Raw genomic sequence first — 14,918 nt, forward strand, 5'->3', positions numbered from 1 at the left:
CCCGGCGAATAGAATGGGACATTGTTTAATGCGGCCCTAACGCTTGGCGCCAATCCCAGGAAAAATTTGAGGCCTGCTGCCTAGGGCTGAATAGCGCTAGAAGCGGCGCAACTTCTCACTGCTGCTGACGGGGATATGGGGCGTCTTGTCCCAGAAGAAGGGTTTCCTTGGCAGCTCGAAAAGCGCACGCCATGACGCGACCGATATCATCATCCAATAGAGCGGAACATAGAGCCAGCGCCAGCCGACGCTGCGCCTTTCCTCGCGCAGCATCACGGCTCTGCCGAGTAGCAGAAACAGGCCATAACTTGCCGCCATGTTGGCAAGATCGAGCAGGAAGAGCGCACCCTCGCTGCTGCCGGTGGGCGGAAAACCGAGCGCAAGGTACCCGGCGGTGGTGACCAAGAGCATGATCAGCCAGGGATGGGTTAGCGAGGAAAGCAGCATGCCGCCGATCAGCAACTGGAACATCAGGAAGCCGCCCATGCCCATCTCGCGCAGGAGGCGTGCCGGCTCGCGCATCATCACCAGCCAGGTCTGTAGCCAGCCTTTGAACCAGCGAGTCCGCTGGTTGAGCCAGACCCTGAACGTGGCCGGGGCATCCTCGTAGGTCGGGCAGTCGATGACGCCGCATCTGTAGCCCAGCCTATAGAGCCGCATGCCAAGATCGGCGTCTTCAGTGACGTTGTGGGGATCCCAGCCGCCGCACGCCCTAAGGTCGGCGACGCGCATATGATTGGAAGTTCCGCCAAGCGGTACCGGCATGCGCCGTCGTGCCAGCATTGGCAGCAGCATACGAAACAGGGCAGCATATTCCAGCGCGAACGCCGCACTGATCCACGATGCTGATCCGTTGGAAATGACGAGCGGTGCCTGAAGGCAGACGACATCAGGCGGGCTCGCGGCAAACTGCGCATAGGCGGCACGCAATTGGTCGGGGTGGGGGCGGTCCTCGGCATCGTAGATCACCACGAATTCGCCCCGCGCGCCGGCCAGAGCGTAGTTCAGCGCCTTGGGTTTCGTACGCGGATGGGCGGGTGGCACCTCGACGATCTCGAATTGCGGTTCAAGGCGTTCGGACCTCAATGCCTCAATCGTCGCATGATCGTCCGCCTCGCACACCAGCTTGATATCGAGCCTTGACATCGGCCAGTTCAGCCGGCGAAGCGCCCTGACGAGTTGGGCTACCACGTCCGCTTCCCTATAGAGGGCGATGAGGACGGTGTAGACGGGAAGACGTTCCGATGCGGGCAGGCTCGGAACCCCGCTCTTGCGGTCCACTAGGGCGACCGCTCGGACAAGGATTGCGGCCAGGTAAAGCAGAGAGATCGCCGCGTGCAGGATGGTCAGACTGAGTGTGCCTGTTGCAAGGGCGAAGGCAAATGCGCAGACGCCTGTCCCGGCGAGAAATCCCTGCTTGCCCGACAAGACAATCCGGGCGCTGAAGCGAGCCTTGTCCTCGAAGAGTGTGGTTACACTTTCTCGCAGCCGCCTGACGCTGCCGGTTCGCCATACCGCGGCTCGCAATGCGGCCGGCGTCGTGATGACGATGCTGTCGGCCAGTCCCGGCTTCTTCTCGAATAGCTGCGAGAGTGCCGCGAGGTTTCGAGCCTCCGGCACAATCGCGAGCATGCCTTTGTTGATATAGGTGAGGCGGACGCAGCGGGCCTGCGCGAGTTGGCTGTCGAGTGCCTTGTCGTCGTTGACGAGGGAACTGTCGATTGTCGGAAGAAATGGAAGCCGAAGCCCGCGTGCGAGCGCGGCGTAGTAGCTGTCGGCGTCGACCGCCCCGCCGGCAAGCAGTTCCTGTTCGATGCTGGTGCCGTTGCGGCGGGCGAGTTGCATTGCACGGGCGATTGTCGGCTTGCCGATGCCGAGTTGCAGCAGAACCTCGGCTTCCTGCTCATAGGAGTCAGTCGCTACGCGCGCCGGTGGTGGCGCGTCGTGGCGTATTGAATGATCATACAAGCGCGTATGGGCCTCGATGCCGCCCGGCGCATATTCCCCGACACGCATGACTCTGATACACCGTTTTCAGAATGGCAGTGCATGCTTTCCCCAGGGCGGATCATAATGGTGCAATTTAAACTAGCATCCCTGAATCTTAAGGGGCTACGCAGCTTTTGGCTGTCTCTGGTTGTGTTTTTTTGCCCGTTTCTGGCGTTCGCGCAGCAGGCGACGCCGAGTTTGCCCCTGCTGTTCGATTCCAGGGAACGGCTTGCAAAGCCGGATCTTTCGTCGCTCGTGCGCCTGCGTTTCCTGACGACCATCGATTTTCCGCCCTTCAACTTTACGGATCAGAACGGCAAACTTGCCGGCTTCAATGTCGATCTCGTTCGCGAGATCTGTAACGAACTGGAGATTGCAAACAGATGCCAGATCCAGGCGCTGCCGTTCGCTGACCTGAATGCCGCGCTCGCCGCCTCGCAGGGTGACGCCGTGATTGCGGGCATTGCAGTCAGCGAAGAACTGCGGCGGCAGTTCGCCTTTTCGCGCCCTTACCTGATGTTGCCCGCCCGCTTCGTTCTCAATCTGAAGGCGCCGATCAAGGGCAAGGATGCGAGCGCTCTGGCCGAGCATCCGGTCGGCGTTGTCAAGGCGACAGCACACGAAGCGATGCTGGCCGCCTATTTCCCGAAGGTGAAAGCCGTACCATTCGACAACAAGGACGCGCTTCTGGCGGCGCTGAGGGATGGTAAGGTCGAGGCCGCCTTCGCAGATTCGCTCCAGCTTTCGTTCTGGGTGTCGTCGCAGGCCTCGTCGAAGTGCTGCGCGCTCTTCGACGGCCCCTATTTGTCTGAGCAGTTTCTTGGCGAGGGAATGACGATCATGCTGCGCCAGAAGGACGATGTTCTGACGGCTGCGCTCGACCACGCGCTAGCAGCCTTGTCGCGCAGCGGCCGACTGCAGGAAATCTACCTTCGCTATTTCCCTTACGGCCTGTATTAGCCTTTGCGGAAGCGGGCGATCGCGCTGCGCTCAATGGCGGCGCAGGTGAGCTTGTCGAGACCGAGGCGGTCGCGCAGCAGGCTGAGCAGGCGTAACTCTTCGGCCTTGACCGAAAGGTCGGCGGAGGCGACTTCCACCGCCAGCGCGTAGGCCGTGTCATAGAGGCGCGAAGGCAGCGTGTCCTTGACGGTTTCGAGCACGATGTCGAGGCCCTCGGGGCCAGCGAGCAGCGCAGCGCAGTCGCGCGCCACGGAAATCAGCTTCTCGTCGTCGAAATCACGAAAGACCGGCAGGAAGCCGATGAGTTGGCCGATGCGCTCCATCTCGCGATCGTTCATCGTGCTGTCGACGGCGGATGCCATCACCATCACGTAGATCAGTGCGTCATGCGCAGAAAGCGGCTTGTTCATATCTCGATGATTCCTCTGGAGCGAGCCCAGAGTCTAGGAATTGGCCGGCGACATTACAAGCCGTCGGACGGGAGATCGGAGGGTGGATTCTCAAGGGTGCCGGTTTCAGCGGCGCTACGAGGGTCGTCGCCATAAATGCCTTTGCCCGCCTGCCTTGCCGTCTCGCCGGCTTCGGTGAGTGCTGATCCTTTTTCCGCCTCTGCCCAGCCGTTCGCAACAAGCCACTGCGAAATGTCCTGCGTGCCGATCCTGCAGGCTGCCGTCACCATGCCTGTCCACTCGGTGCTGTCGAGATCGCAGCGCACGGTCCTGAGGCGTAGAAGCAGCCGCACATTGGTCTTCGCCAGCATCCCGCATGGCCATACCCGGCCCTTGCCGTCAGTACATGTTTTGTCCGCCGGCGTCGGGTTGATACCTGCAAGCTGCAGGCGGCGGTCGCCAAACGCGAGGACGCCAGCGCTTTCGGCAATCGGGCGAACGAGGTTGACGCCAGTATCGTCGGCAGGCTTTGCCGGCGGCTGCGGCTCCACCGCCGCGATGCGCTCGAGCGGCTTGCCGTCGATGGCCGCGGGGTAGAACTGGCTGGCCTCGTCGACGCGCCGCGCGTGCATGCTGGCCTCGGGATTTGTCGTCGATGGGATCAGGGCGGGAGGAGGCGCATCGATTTCTACAGGGGCTGCAGTTTCCACCGGATCAATAGCCGCACCAAGCCGTTGTCCGCCGGCCGTGATCAGGCCCGCGACAATTCCGATCCCTGCAACAGCCGTCAGAATTGCCGCAGGACGCATGGAATATCTTCCTACTGGCTGGCCCAGATGATCCGGGCGATCCAATCGACGTCGGAAAGCTCGATCGTCCGGTTCGGATGTTCGGGATTCAGCGACATCAATTCGATCGACCGGGGGCTCTGGCGCAACAGCACCTTCGCCATCACTTCGCCTTCGCGCGTCTTGACGACGACACGGTCGTTGCGGCGAACTTGCGCACCTGGCTCGACGATCAAAACGTCGCCGTCGCGGTAGAGCGGCATCATGCTCTCGCCCTGGACCTCGAGCGCATAGACGCCCGCCTTCTGCGACGGCGCCGCGGGAAACTCCACCACGTCCCAGCCTTGTCCGGCCGGAAAGCCGCCATCATCGAAGAAACCGCCGGCGCCGGCCTGCGCAAAGCCGAGAAGTGGGATCGAGCTGCCCTGCGGCGGGAAGGCGCCGTCAGGAAGGCTGGAAAAACTTCCCGCGGGGCGCATGAAGGTCAGGAACTGCTCCATGCTGGCGCCCGTTGCATCCAGCACCTTGGCGATCGATTCCGTCGACGGCCAGCGCAACCGCCCATCGGCAGAGAGCCGCTTGGATTTGTTGAAGGAGGTCGGGTCGAGCCCCGCCCGTCGGGCAAGACCGGATGGCGTCAGGTCATGCCGTTCGGCAAGCCTGTCGATCGCCCCCCAGATCTGCTCGTGTGACAGCATGTCGCCTGATTCCTGCGCGCGTGCGCGATCCTTCACGGCGAAATATTACCCGCAAGCCTATCGGGAGTAAAGAGAGGAAAGGAATAAAATCCTGTCGACAGATCAGGCCACCATGGCCATGTTGATCTTGCCGAGTTGGATGACCGCCTGCGTGCGGCTATCGACATTGAGCTTGAGCAGAATGGCCGAGACATGCGCCTTGATCGTCGCCTCGGACACGCCGAGCTCGTAGGCGATCTGCTTGTTGAGGAGCCCTTCCGCCAACATCGTCAGCACACGGCTCTGCTGCGGTGTCAGCGTGTGCAGCCGATGGATCAGATCGGCGACATCGGGGTCCTGCTCCTGGCCGTCCCGATAGCTTTCAGGTGTGGCGATATCGCCGGCGAGAACCGTCTGGATGCCGCGGCGAATGTCGTCGATCCCCGAGGACTTGGAAATGAAGCCGGATGCGCCGAGTTCCAGTGCGCGTCGGATCGTGGTGGCGTCATCGGTGGCCGAGACAATGACGATTGGCAGCCCGGCGAATTCGGAGCGAAGCGCCATCAGCCCGGAAAAGCCGCTGACACCCGGCATCGAAAGATCGAGCAGCATCAGATCCGCCTCGGGATGCTTCCCGGCCGCCATCCGTGCTGCAGCAAAATCGCCGGCCTCAACGATATCGGGATGGCTTTCCATGCCGATCACCGCCTGGCGAAGCGCATCCCGGAAAAGCGGATGGTCGTCGGCAATGATGATTGTCTGTTCCTGCATCGATAACTCCCTCCCAAGAGCTCGACTGCCGCGTCATGTCTCGTGCTCCTCACGCGATACATGCCGTCATTCCGATGCGACTATAGCAAATCATGTCTTTTGAGGAAGGGTATTGCGGTCCTCTTCGCCTTGGAATTCCTTGACTATCCCCATGAAGCTGCGCATCCAGCGTTCCATGATGCCGATCGAGCGGTTGATTTCCTCGTCGGAGGGCAAGGCCTTGTTGACGATACTTTTGTTCTCCAGTGCCGTGACGCGAGCCGAAAGCCGGTCGAGCTCCTGCTCGTAAGCCGCCCGCTCATCGGCGGCCATACGGCAGACGAGCGTGCCGTCCTTTTCCTCGCAGAGCGACATGGCGCCGGTCTGCCTGTCGAGACGCACGAAGTGGTCGCCGCTCCGCTCCAGCTCGAAGCGCGACGCTCCCGTTTCCGCTGCCTGGACGCCGAGCGGCAGGAGAAGCGCAAAAAGGCCGATTGCGATATTTCTCATGGTTTCCTCCGGAAATCTCGGTGGCCACCGCATTTTTCGCGGCAAGGCGTGGACAACGCCGCCGCTTTGCGGCAAAGCCCGGGAAAGACCAGCGATACCGAGGCCATCATGACCCTGACACCCACGCTTTACAAGATCGTGACGGAAACGCTCTGGCAGGAAGCGAAGGAGGCCGGCGTTTTTCGCGGCGCTCCGATCGACCTTTCGGATGGCTACATCCACTTCTCGACCGCCACGCAGGTCAAGCAGACGGCAGCACTCTATTTCGCCGGCCAGACGGGACTTCTGCTCGTTGCCGTCGATAGCAGCAAGTTCGGCGACGAGCTCGTTTTCGAAGCCTCGCGCGGCGGTGCCCTCTTCCCGCATCTCTATGCGGAACTGCCATTGTCGGCCGTTTTGTGGGAGGCGGCGCTGCCGCTCGATGTCGCCGGCCAGCACATCTTTCCGGACCTTCAACCATGATCGATCTCTTCAAGCATGCCGCCCGCAAGGGTCTCTTCCTCTTCGACCCGGAAACGGCGCACGGCATGTCGATCGCCGCGCTGAAGGCGGGGGCCGTACCGGCCTGCCGGATTGCGCCGGATCCGCGCCTGCGGCAGACCGTTGCGGGGCTCGATTTCATCAACCCGATCGGCATGGCTGCCGGCTACGACAAGAACGCTGAGGTACCCGAAGCGTTGCTGAAGATCGGCTTCGGCTTTACCGAGATCGGCACCGTGACGCCGAAGGCCCAGCCTGGCAATTCGCGCCCGCGTATCTTCCGTCTGGTCGAGGATGAGGGCGTCATCAACCGCCTCGGCTTCAACAATGAAGGCCACGATACCGCCTTTGCGCGTCTCGCGACCATTCGTGGCAACGGCATGATCGGCGTCAACATCGGCGCCAACAAGGACAGCGAAGACCGCATCGGCGACTATGTCCTCGGCATCCGCCGGTTCTATTCCGTTGCCCGTTATTTCACCGCCAACATCTCATCACCGAACACGCCGGGCCTGCGTGATCTGCAGGCGCGCGAAAGCCTTGCAGCCTTGTTGTCGGCCGTGCTCACCGCCCGCGACGCCGAAGCGGAAAAGGCAGGCAGAAAAATCCCGGTCTTTCTGAAGATCGCACCCGATCTCACGGAAGAGGGACTGGACGATATCGCCGCCGAAGCGCTGTCGAATGCCCTGGACGGCCTGATCGTCTCGAACACGACGCTCTCCCGCGAAGGCCTCAGGGACCAGCATCAGGCGAAGGAGGCGGGCGGGCTTTCCGGCAAGCCGCTCTTTGACAAGTCGACCGCCGTCCTCGCCAAGATGCGCAAGCGCGTCGGTCCGGCTCTGCCGATCATCGGTGTCGGCGGCGTTTCGTCTGCGGAAACGGCGCTCGAGAAGATCAAGGCCGGCGCCGATCTCGTGCAGCTCTATTCCTGCATGGTCTATGAAGGGCCAGGCCTGCCGGGCACGGTCGTTCGCGGCCTCTCAAAGCTGCTCGATCGGGAGCAGGTCAAATCCGTCCGCGACCTCAGGGACACGAAGACGGATTACTGGGCGGCACGGAACGTCTGATCCGCCCGCGGCCGCACGAGCATTGCCAGGAAGACGCCGCGGAACAGCAGGAAGCCGTTCATCGCCAGCCATAGGCCATGGTTGCCGAACGGCGGCACGAAAGCGGCCAGCGCTAAGAGATAGCCGGCAAACGACATCAGCATTCGATTGCGCATGTCGGTCGACCATGTGGCGCCGATGAACACGCCGTCCATCAGGAAGGCCAACGCGCCGGTAAGCCCGGTAACGGCGGCCCAGGGCAGGTAGGTTTCGGCTGCCTGCTGTACTTCGGGCGAAGTGGTCAGCAGCGAAATCAGCCACGGACCGGCCAGCAGGAAGAACACGGAAATGATGCCGGCGAGCCCAAACGACCAGAGCGCCGTTAGCTTCAGGCCGCGGTCGAACGCCGGCCGGTATCGTGCCCCGATTGCCCGTCCGGTGATCTGTTCCGCCGCATTGGCCAGTCCGTCGAGATAATATCCCGACAGCAGGAAGAAGTTCATCAGCACGGCGTTAGCGGCCAGCGTCACCGCCCCGAAGCTTGTTCCGATCCTTGTCATGACAGTGAAGGCGGCGAGCAGCACGAACGTGCGGATCAGGATGTCGCGGTTCAGCGCGAAGAGCTCGGCCAGGCGATGCCGAGAGAAAACCTCCGTGCGGGTTGGCCGATGTGCGCGAGCGAAGCCGCGGAGGACAATCAGCAGGCCGACGACAGCGCCGACCGTCTCGCCGACCATCGTACCCCACGCCACGCCCGCGACGCCCCAGTCGAGCCAGAGGCCAAGGAAAATCGCCAGCACGATGTTGATGCCGTTGATGATCGTCTGCAGCAACAGGCCGATGCTGCCCTGGCCGCGACCGAGGACGAAGCCGAGGATCGCGTAATTGGCAAGCGCCGCCGGGCCGGCAAGAATGCGGATGGAGAAATAGGTGCTCGTGGCAGCGGCAACAGCGCTTTCCGGTCCCATCAGCTTCAGCCCGGCCGTTAGTAGCAGCGGCGAGAGACAGAGAAGTGCTATGCCGCAACCAAGCGCAGAGATCAGCGCTCGCCAGAAAACACCCTGCTCTGCATGTCGGTCGTGCCGCCCAAAGGCCTGCGCCGTCAGTCCGGTGGTGGAGGCGCGCAGGAAATTGAAGCTGCCGAGGATCAGATCGAACAGCATGGCGCCGATCGCAAGGCCTGCCAAAGCATCCGGCTGGCCCATGTGCCCGACGACGCCGGTGCCGACAAGGCCGAGCAGCGGCGTAGTGATAAAGCCGAGCGTCATCGGAATCGCGATCGACAGCACCAGTCGGTGCGTCACGTCGAAGGCTAGCCTATTCTCGTGACCGTGAGTATCCATGTCTGCCTCTGGGGAGAGAGGCAGAATCGCCTCAGCCGGAAAGCACCATTGCCCAGTAAGGGACATTTTTGGAAGCGGAATTGTGGGCCACGGCAACACCGAGACCGCTGTAACGGCCGAGCATGTTTTCTAGATGGTGTGGAGAATTGATCCAGGCGGTCACGACGGCCGGAACCGACTGCTGACCGGCCGCTATGTTTTCCGCAGCCGGCATCTGTACACCGCTTGCCTTGACGCGTGGCGCGAAACCGTCACCGATGCCCATCACGTGCTTCATCTTGCCGGCGGACGCCATGCGCTTCGCCTGGAACATCGCCGCATCCTTCGCTGCCGGATCCGCCGACAGCGGCGGCAGCCCGTTCTTGGCGCGCAACTGATTGACAAGCGGCAGGGCGTCCGCCGTCTCGTCTTCGCCGTCCGAAGGGGTGCCCGAAAACTTTGGCGCGGTCGTGCAGCTTGCAACACCCGCAACCAGCACGAGACCGGACATGTGCAGCAGGCCGCGCCGCGAGAGGATCAGAGAGGTCATGTTATCGCCGATAGCTGAAGAGACGGATGATGACGAAGATGGGGATGACGACGGTCGCACCAAGCAACAGATAGTCGCCGACGCGTCCCAAAGCGGCAAAGCCGCGGTGCCAGACTTCCAGAACGAAATTGCGGAGGCCGTAGACGAAATCCAGCGGCGCCCACCCGAACACGGCCATGATGAAACCGACGATCAACGATACGACCAAAAGCTTGACCAACGTGCGGCCGAGGGAATCGCCGAGAAACTTGTTCACCTGATCGGACATGCGCCATCTCCTGTTTATCCCTGAAATACGGCCGCGAATCGCCGCTCGCAAGCCTTTTTCAGGTCTGGCGCCTCCGCCTCTGAAATAGGACTTGAGTTTTTTTGTGGCCGCAGCCAAATGCGAGCCGATCCCAACAGGTCCGTACCATGCAGCCCAACCAGCTCACCTCAGGCGACGTGATCGCCGACCGCCGCGCAGACTATGCCAAGATGCTCGACGAAAGCGGCGAGCCGGATGCGGCTGCTGAGTTGATGGAGCAGGCGCTAGAGCTTGCTCCTCGCTGGGCGGCCGGCTGGTATAGGCTCGCCGCCTACCGCGAGAAGGCGGGTGACAGGGCAGGCGCAATCGGGGCCTACCGGCAGACTTTGGAAGTCACTCCCGAGGATATTTTCGGCGCCGGGCTCAAGCTCGCTTTGCTCGGCGATGTCGAGACGCCGGACCAGCCGCCGAGCAGCTATGTCGAGCGACTGTTTGACGACTACGCCGATCGCTTCGAGACCTCGCTGGTGGAAAAGCTGGATTACAGCGTCCCCGCCAAGCTTGCTGCGCTCGTTGCCACCACGGGCAGGAACTATGCGCTCGCCGTGGACCTCGGTTGCGGCACCGGCCTGCTTGGACCGGAAATCCGCGACAGCGTCGCGCGGCTCGAGGGCTTCGACCTGTCGCAGAATATGCTTTCCAAGGCCGCCGAGAAGCATGTCTACGATCACCTGGCCCAGGCCGACCTGTCGCTGGCGCCGGAGGCATCAGGCCTATTTGCCGAGGGAACGACGCACCGTGCCGACCTCGTCACCGCAGCCGACGTGCTGATGTATCTCGGCAATCTCGAAAGCGTGTTCGCGGCTGTTTCAGCGCTTGTTGTGGCCGGCGCCGATTTCGCTTTTTCGGTTGAGGATGCGGGCGAGGGCGATGGCTTCCATCTTGCACCGTCGCTGCGCTACGCCCATTCCGAAACCTACGTCCGCGCGCTCTGCGTCCGCCACGGCCTCGATGTCGCCGCCGTCAGCAAGACAGCCATTCGCAAAGATGGCGCAAACGTCATTTCAGGCATTCTGTTCCTTACGCGCAAGGCCGCATAGCGGAACGATTCTTGCGAAGTGATAATAGGTCAGTATTGCTTACGTATTTTGCTTGATTGCACCGCGAAAACGCCTGATAATGCTGACTAATTCAGTAGGGATGCCCGCAGAAATTCGAGGCGTCCGGCATCATTCATCACGTACGTTTCGTCACGCTCGGGTTTTGCTCGGGCGCATTTGAACATGTCTGCCGTTTGGGGATCAACGACAATGGCACAGCTCTTCAACGCCCTCGGTTTCCGGAATACCAGCGCTACCCGCCATACCCCCATCGAAGACGTTCAGGGGATCTTCTCGGGCAGCCTTGTTGCGGGGCTCGGGCTTTATGTTCTGGCCAGCGCTGGCCTTCTGACCGGAAGCACCGCAGGTATTGCGTTCCTGCTGCACTATGCCTTCGGGATAAATTTCGGGCTCGCCTTCTTCCTGCTCAACCTGCCGTTCTTTTATCTATCGTGGACGCGGCTTGGCGTAGCCTTCACGATAAAGACCTTCATTGCCATCGGCCTGACATCGGTCATGACCAGCCTGCAGCCGAAGGTCATGGACATTTCCGCCATCCAGCCTGCCTGGGCGGCGCTTCTCGGTGGTCTTCTGCTGGGTTTTGGTCTTCTTGCGCTCTATCGCCATCGCGCGAGCCTCGGCGGCGTTGGCATTCTCGGCATCTACATGCAGGAGCGTTTCGGCATCCGTGCCGGCCTCGTGCAGATGGCGATCGACCTCTGCGTATTGGCCGCTGCCTTCTTCGTCACCACGCCGCCGGTGGTCTTCTACTCGGTTCTCGGCGCGGTGGTGCTGAACCTCTTCGTGGCCATCAATCACCGCGCCGATCGCTATATCGCGCTTTAGGCAGCCTGTGCCGGCTTGTCGATCGGGTGCTGCGAGCGGAAGCCGACGGCGAGACGGTTCCAGATGTTGATCGCGCCGATCGCCACCGTGAGCTTGGTGATCTCTTCTTCGGTGAAGTGACCCTTCAGGGCTTCGAAGTCGGCGTCCGGAGCGCCGGTTTCGGCAATGCGGGTGACCGCATCCACCCAGCCGAGCAGGGCGCGCTCCTTGGCATCATAGACCGGCGATTCACGCCAGACGCACATCAGGTTGATCCACTGTTCGCTCAGGCCGTCGTGCCTGGATTCCTTCACATGCATGTCGACACAGTAGGCGCAGCCGTTAATCTGCGATGCGCGAAGCTTGATCAGGTGGATGAAGCGGCGCTCGAGGCCCGATTCCTGAACATACTGCTCCAGTGCGGCGACCGCCTTGTAGGCGTCCGGTGCGGCCTTGGCGAAGTTGAAACGTGCTTGCATGGTTCATTCTCCTTTTTGGGTTGGGCGGCTCAGCGAGCCGCTCGGCGTTCGTTCATTTCAAGGAAGGCGCAGCCGCGGGCGGCGATGCCGCCGTCGTCATCAGCAGCGAGCTGCACCAGGATGTCGGCGATGCTGGTCTTGGCGAGTTCGGCGCGGTAGACGCGCTCGGCCCTCAGCATCGCCGCGCTGATTTGGCAGGGTTTGGTGAAATAGCGCCCCGGCAGCTGGTTCGGTCCGCGCTGGCGGATTTCGCTGCATCGGAACGCCGGCTCCGGTCCTTCGACCGCCAGCACGATGTCGAGGAGGCTGATCTTTTCCGTCGGCTTCGCCAACCTGTATCCGCCCTTCGGCCCCGGAACCGTGTTCACAATGCCGGCACCTGACAGCGCCTGCAGGTGCTTCAGAAGGTAGCTCGTCGAGACGCCGTGAAATTCCGCCAACGCAGCAGCCGACAGCACACCGCCGTCGGACAGGCCGGCCAGCATCGAGACACTGTGGATTGCCTGCTCCACTCCATCGCCCAGTTTCATCGGATCGCTCCTTAATTCGTGGATAAAAAATATCCACGATTATGCTGGATGTCAAGCGGCATGTTCGAGCAGTCGAAATAGGCGATCGGTCGTGTTCGTCCGGGGTTGTGAAGCCGGATGGATTCGCTAAAGTCGGCCCCGTTGGGCAAAAACAATTCCGATAAGGGAACAGCAATGAGAAAGACGATTTTCCTGGCGGCCGCTGCCTTGCTTGCCGCGACGCATCTCGCCTCCGCCGAAGACAAGATCCGCATCGCAACCGAGGGCGCCTATCCTCCCTTCAACTACGTCGAATCCGACGGCAGCCTAAAGGGTCTCGACGTCGACATGGCGAATGCGCTCTGCGCCGAGATGAAGGCCAAGTGCACGATCGTCGCGCAGGATTGGGACGGTATCATCCCCGGCCTTCTGGCCAAGAAGTACGACGCAATCATCGCCTCGATGAGCATCACCGACGAGCGTAAGAAGCAGATCGACTTCACGAACAAATACTACACGACGCCGCTCGCGGTCGCCGTGCCGAAGGACAGCCCGTTGAAGGGTGTCACGGTCGACGACATGAAGGGCAAGACTGTCGGCGCCCAGGCGTCGACCACGCAGGCGGACTACACTAGTGACGTCTACGCCAAGGGCGGCGCCGAGGCGAAGCTTTACCCGACGCAGGACGAGGCCGTCGCCGACCTGCAGAACGGCCGCCTGGACGCACTGATCTCCGACAAGTTCGTGGTGGTCGATTGGTTGAACAAGGCCGGCAAGGATTGCTGCAAGCTGCTCGGCGACGTTCCCGGCACGGAAACGCAGGCCGGCATTGGTATCCGCCAGGGCGAGACCGACCTGAAAGAGCGCTTCAACAAGGCGATCGATGCGCTGGTCGCCAGCGGGAAGTATCAGGAAATCACCAAGAAGTATTTCCCCTTCGACATCTACTGATCGCGTGCCGATCCAATCGCGCGGAGGCCGAAAGCCTCCGCGCCCTTTGACCAAGTCCATCCGATGAAAACAGATATCCTCGTTCTCGGTGCCGGCATTGTCGGCGTCAGTGCGGCCATTCATTTGCAGGATCGCGGCCGCTCCGTCGTGCTTGCCGATCGCGGCGAGCCGGGCGGCGGCACCAGCTACGGCAATGCCGGGCTGATCGAGCGCTCCTCCGTCGTTCCCTACGCCTTTCCGCGGCAGCTCGGCGCCATTGCCAAATATGCGCTGAACAATTCATCGGATGTCCGTTACGATCCGGCCTACCTGCCGCGCATCGCCAAATGGCTGGCGCGCTATTGGTGGCATTCCTCGCCGACCAATCTGGAAAAGGCGACACGGGCGCTCCTGCCGCTGATCGAGGCCAGTGTCACCGAGCACGACAAGCTGATTGGCCGCGCCGGCGCCTCCGACCTCATCCGCGAGCGCGGCTGGATGTCATTCTACAAGAACCCGCGCCGTTTCGAGGCTGCCCGTGCAGAAGCCGAGAGCCTGTCTACCCATGGTCTGGCAATCCGCATTCTCGACGCCAGCGAGTTTCTGGCGCTCGAGCCCGCTTTCGCCGCGAGTGGTCGCAGCATCGCTGGCGGCGTGCACTGGCTCGACCCGAAGACCGTGACCGACCCGCAGGCGCTGACGACCGCCTATGCCAACCTCTTCACCGCAGCCGGCGGCAAGATGGTCCGCGCCGACGCATCGGCATTGCGCGAGGAGAAGAACGGCTGGTCGATCACGACGGATGAAGGCGAGATCGTCGAAGCCGGCGAGGTCGTCGTCGCCCTCGGCCCGCAATCCGGCCTGATCTTCCGCAAGCTCGGCTATCCCCTGCCACTGGCGGTCAAGCGCGGCTACCACCGGCATTATGCGCAGCGCGAGGGCAAGCCGCTCGGCCATTCCGTCGTCGACGAGGAAGCCGGCTACGTGCTGGCGCCGATGGCGCGTGGCATCCGCCTGACGACAGGCATCGAATTCGCCGCGCCGGATGCGCCGCCAAATACCATCCAGCTCCGCCGCGATGAGGCCCATGCCCGTCAGCTCTTTCCGCTTGGCGAACCGGTGGAGGCGACGCCCTGGCTCGGGCTGAGGCCGTGCCTGCCTGACATGCGCCCGGTGATCGGCCCGGCGCCCCGCCATCGCGGCCTCTGGTTCAATTTCGGTCACGCCCATCACGGCCTGACGCTCGGCCCGGCCAGCGGCCGGCTGCTGGCCGAGCAGATGGCCGGCAACGACACCTTTGCAGATCCCAAGCCCTTCCACCCGCATCGCTTCCTCTAGTTCGCGGGTCCGCCATTCTATTTCGGTTG

General features: G+C 62.1%; 18 protein-coding genes. 7 read left to right on the forward strand and 11 right to left on the reverse strand.

Features of this window, described 5'->3' with window-relative positions; all coding sequences use genetic code 11:
- Window positions 1-96 precede the first annotated feature (96 nt).
- Window positions 97-2,016: a glycosyltransferase family 2 protein gene (locus tag FHX16_RS02860; protein WP_183860364.1), complete on the reverse strand. Its 1,920-nt coding sequence runs from the start codon at window positions 2,014-2,016 to the stop codon at window positions 97-99.
- A 57-nt stretch (window positions 2,017-2,073) separates the two neighbouring features.
- On the opposite strand from FHX16_RS02860, the gene FHX16_RS02865 reads away from it, so the two are divergent.
- Window positions 2,074-2,949, forward strand: coding sequence for a transporter substrate-binding domain-containing protein (locus FHX16_RS02865; protein ID WP_183860362.1), 876 nt, complete (start codon window positions 2,074-2,076; stop codon window positions 2,947-2,949).
- On the opposite strand, the gene FHX16_RS02870 is transcribed toward FHX16_RS02865, so the two are convergent.
- The 5 genes from FHX16_RS02870 to FHX16_RS02890 all read right to left on the reverse strand — a co-directional run bounded on the left by FHX16_RS02870 (window position 2,946) and on the right by FHX16_RS02890 (window position 6,063).
- Window positions 2,946-3,359, reverse strand: coding sequence for a tellurite resistance TerB family protein (locus FHX16_RS02870; RefSeq protein ID WP_007529830.1), 414 nt, complete (start codon window positions 3,357-3,359; stop codon window positions 2,946-2,948). The two genes, FHX16_RS02865 and FHX16_RS02870, sit on opposite strands and share 4 nt — an antisense overlap.
- Window positions 3,360-3,412: 53 nt before the next feature.
- Window positions 3,413-4,147, reverse strand: coding sequence for a thermonuclease family protein (locus tag FHX16_RS02875; RefSeq protein WP_183860360.1), 735 nt, complete (start codon window positions 4,145-4,147; stop codon window positions 3,413-3,415).
- An 11-nt stretch (window positions 4,148-4,158) separates the two neighbouring features.
- On the reverse strand, window positions 4,159-4,824 hold the full coding sequence (locus FHX16_RS02880; RefSeq protein WP_183752876.1) for a helix-turn-helix transcriptional regulator: 666 nt from the start codon (window positions 4,822-4,824) through the stop codon (window positions 4,159-4,161).
- A gap of 102 nt (window positions 4,825-4,926) precedes the next feature.
- Window positions 4,927-5,574, reverse strand: coding sequence for a response regulator transcription factor (locus FHX16_RS02885; protein WP_183752874.1), 648 nt, complete (start codon window positions 5,572-5,574; stop codon window positions 4,927-4,929).
- A 90-nt stretch (window positions 5,575-5,664) separates the two neighbouring features.
- On the reverse strand, window positions 5,665-6,063 hold the full coding sequence (locus FHX16_RS02890; protein WP_259126437.1) for a hypothetical protein: 399 nt from the start codon (window positions 6,061-6,063) through the stop codon (window positions 5,665-5,667).
- Window positions 6,064-6,171: 108 nt separating this feature from the next.
- On the opposite strand from FHX16_RS02890, the gene FHX16_RS02895 reads away from it, so the two are divergent.
- Together FHX16_RS02895 and FHX16_RS02900 are read left to right on the forward strand one after the other, a co-directional pair.
- Window positions 6,172-6,525: a DUF952 domain-containing protein gene (locus FHX16_RS02895; RefSeq protein ID WP_183860356.1), complete on the forward strand. Its 354-nt coding sequence runs from the start codon at window positions 6,172-6,174 to the stop codon at window positions 6,523-6,525.
- Window positions 6,522-7,610 carry a quinone-dependent dihydroorotate dehydrogenase gene (locus FHX16_RS02900; RefSeq protein ID WP_183860354.1) on the forward strand — a complete coding sequence of 363 codons (1,089 nt, stop codon included), beginning with the start codon at window positions 6,522-6,524 and terminating at the stop codon, window positions 7,608-7,610. The genes FHX16_RS02895 and FHX16_RS02900 overlap by 4 nt, the downstream gene beginning before the upstream one ends.
- On the opposite strand, the gene FHX16_RS02905 is transcribed toward FHX16_RS02900, so the two are convergent.
- The 3 genes from FHX16_RS02905 to FHX16_RS02915 are packed head-to-tail and all read right to left on the reverse strand — an operon-like array spanning window position 7,586 to window position 9,729.
- Window positions 7,586-8,932 (reverse strand): MATE family efflux transporter, encoded by a 1,347-nt coding sequence (locus FHX16_RS02905; RefSeq protein WP_259126439.1) that lies wholly within the window; start codon window positions 8,930-8,932, stop codon window positions 7,586-7,588. The genes FHX16_RS02900 and FHX16_RS02905 overlap by 25 nt on opposite strands.
- Before the next feature lie 31 nt (window positions 8,933-8,963).
- Complete coding sequence (locus FHX16_RS02910; protein WP_183752864.1) at window positions 8,964-9,461, reverse strand: CAP domain-containing protein; 498 nt, start codon at window positions 9,459-9,461, stop codon at window positions 8,964-8,966.
- Window position 9,462: 1 nt separating this feature from the next.
- Window positions 9,463-9,729 carry a DUF6460 domain-containing protein gene (locus FHX16_RS02915; RefSeq protein WP_016552643.1) on the reverse strand — a complete coding sequence of 89 codons (267 nt, stop codon included), beginning with the start codon at window positions 9,727-9,729 and terminating at the stop codon, window positions 9,463-9,465.
- A gap of 146 nt (window positions 9,730-9,875) precedes the next feature.
- Between FHX16_RS02915 and FHX16_RS02920 the strand changes: the two genes are divergently transcribed.
- On the forward strand, window positions 9,876-10,808 hold the full coding sequence (locus tag FHX16_RS02920) for a methyltransferase (RefSeq protein WP_259126441.1): 933 nt from the start codon (window positions 9,876-9,878) through the stop codon (window positions 10,806-10,808).
- Between the two features lie 210 nt (window positions 10,809-11,018).
- Window positions 11,019-11,654 (forward strand): YitT family protein, encoded by a 636-nt coding sequence (locus FHX16_RS02925; protein WP_183860348.1) that lies wholly within the window; start codon window positions 11,019-11,021, stop codon window positions 11,652-11,654.
- On the opposite strand, the gene FHX16_RS02930 is transcribed toward FHX16_RS02925, so the two are convergent.
- Window positions 11,651-12,112, reverse strand: a complete 462-nt coding sequence (locus tag FHX16_RS02930; protein WP_183860346.1) for a carboxymuconolactone decarboxylase family protein — start codon at window positions 12,110-12,112, stop codon at window positions 11,651-11,653. The genes FHX16_RS02925 and FHX16_RS02930 overlap by 4 nt on opposite strands.
- Before the next feature lie 29 nt (window positions 12,113-12,141).
- Entirely contained in the window at window positions 12,142-12,642 is a 501-nt protein-coding gene (locus FHX16_RS02935) for an Rrf2 family transcriptional regulator (protein ID WP_183752856.1), read from the reverse strand.
- A 174-nt stretch (window positions 12,643-12,816) separates the two neighbouring features.
- On the opposite strand from FHX16_RS02935, the gene FHX16_RS02940 reads away from it, so the two are divergent.
- Window positions 12,817-13,572 (forward strand): ABC transporter substrate-binding protein, encoded by a 756-nt coding sequence (locus FHX16_RS02940; RefSeq protein WP_183860344.1) that lies wholly within the window; start codon window positions 12,817-12,819, stop codon window positions 13,570-13,572.
- Window positions 13,573-13,635: 63 nt separating this feature from the next.
- On the forward strand, window positions 13,636-14,889 hold the full coding sequence (locus FHX16_RS02945; protein WP_183860342.1) for an FAD-binding oxidoreductase: 1,254 nt from the start codon (window positions 13,636-13,638) through the stop codon (window positions 14,887-14,889).
- Window positions 14,890-14,918: the final 29 nt, after the last annotated feature.

The sequence above is a fragment of the Rhizobium sp. BK661 genome, from assembly GCF_024808825.1.
Lineage (GTDB): Bacteria > Pseudomonadota > Alphaproteobacteria > Rhizobiales > Rhizobiaceae > Rhizobium.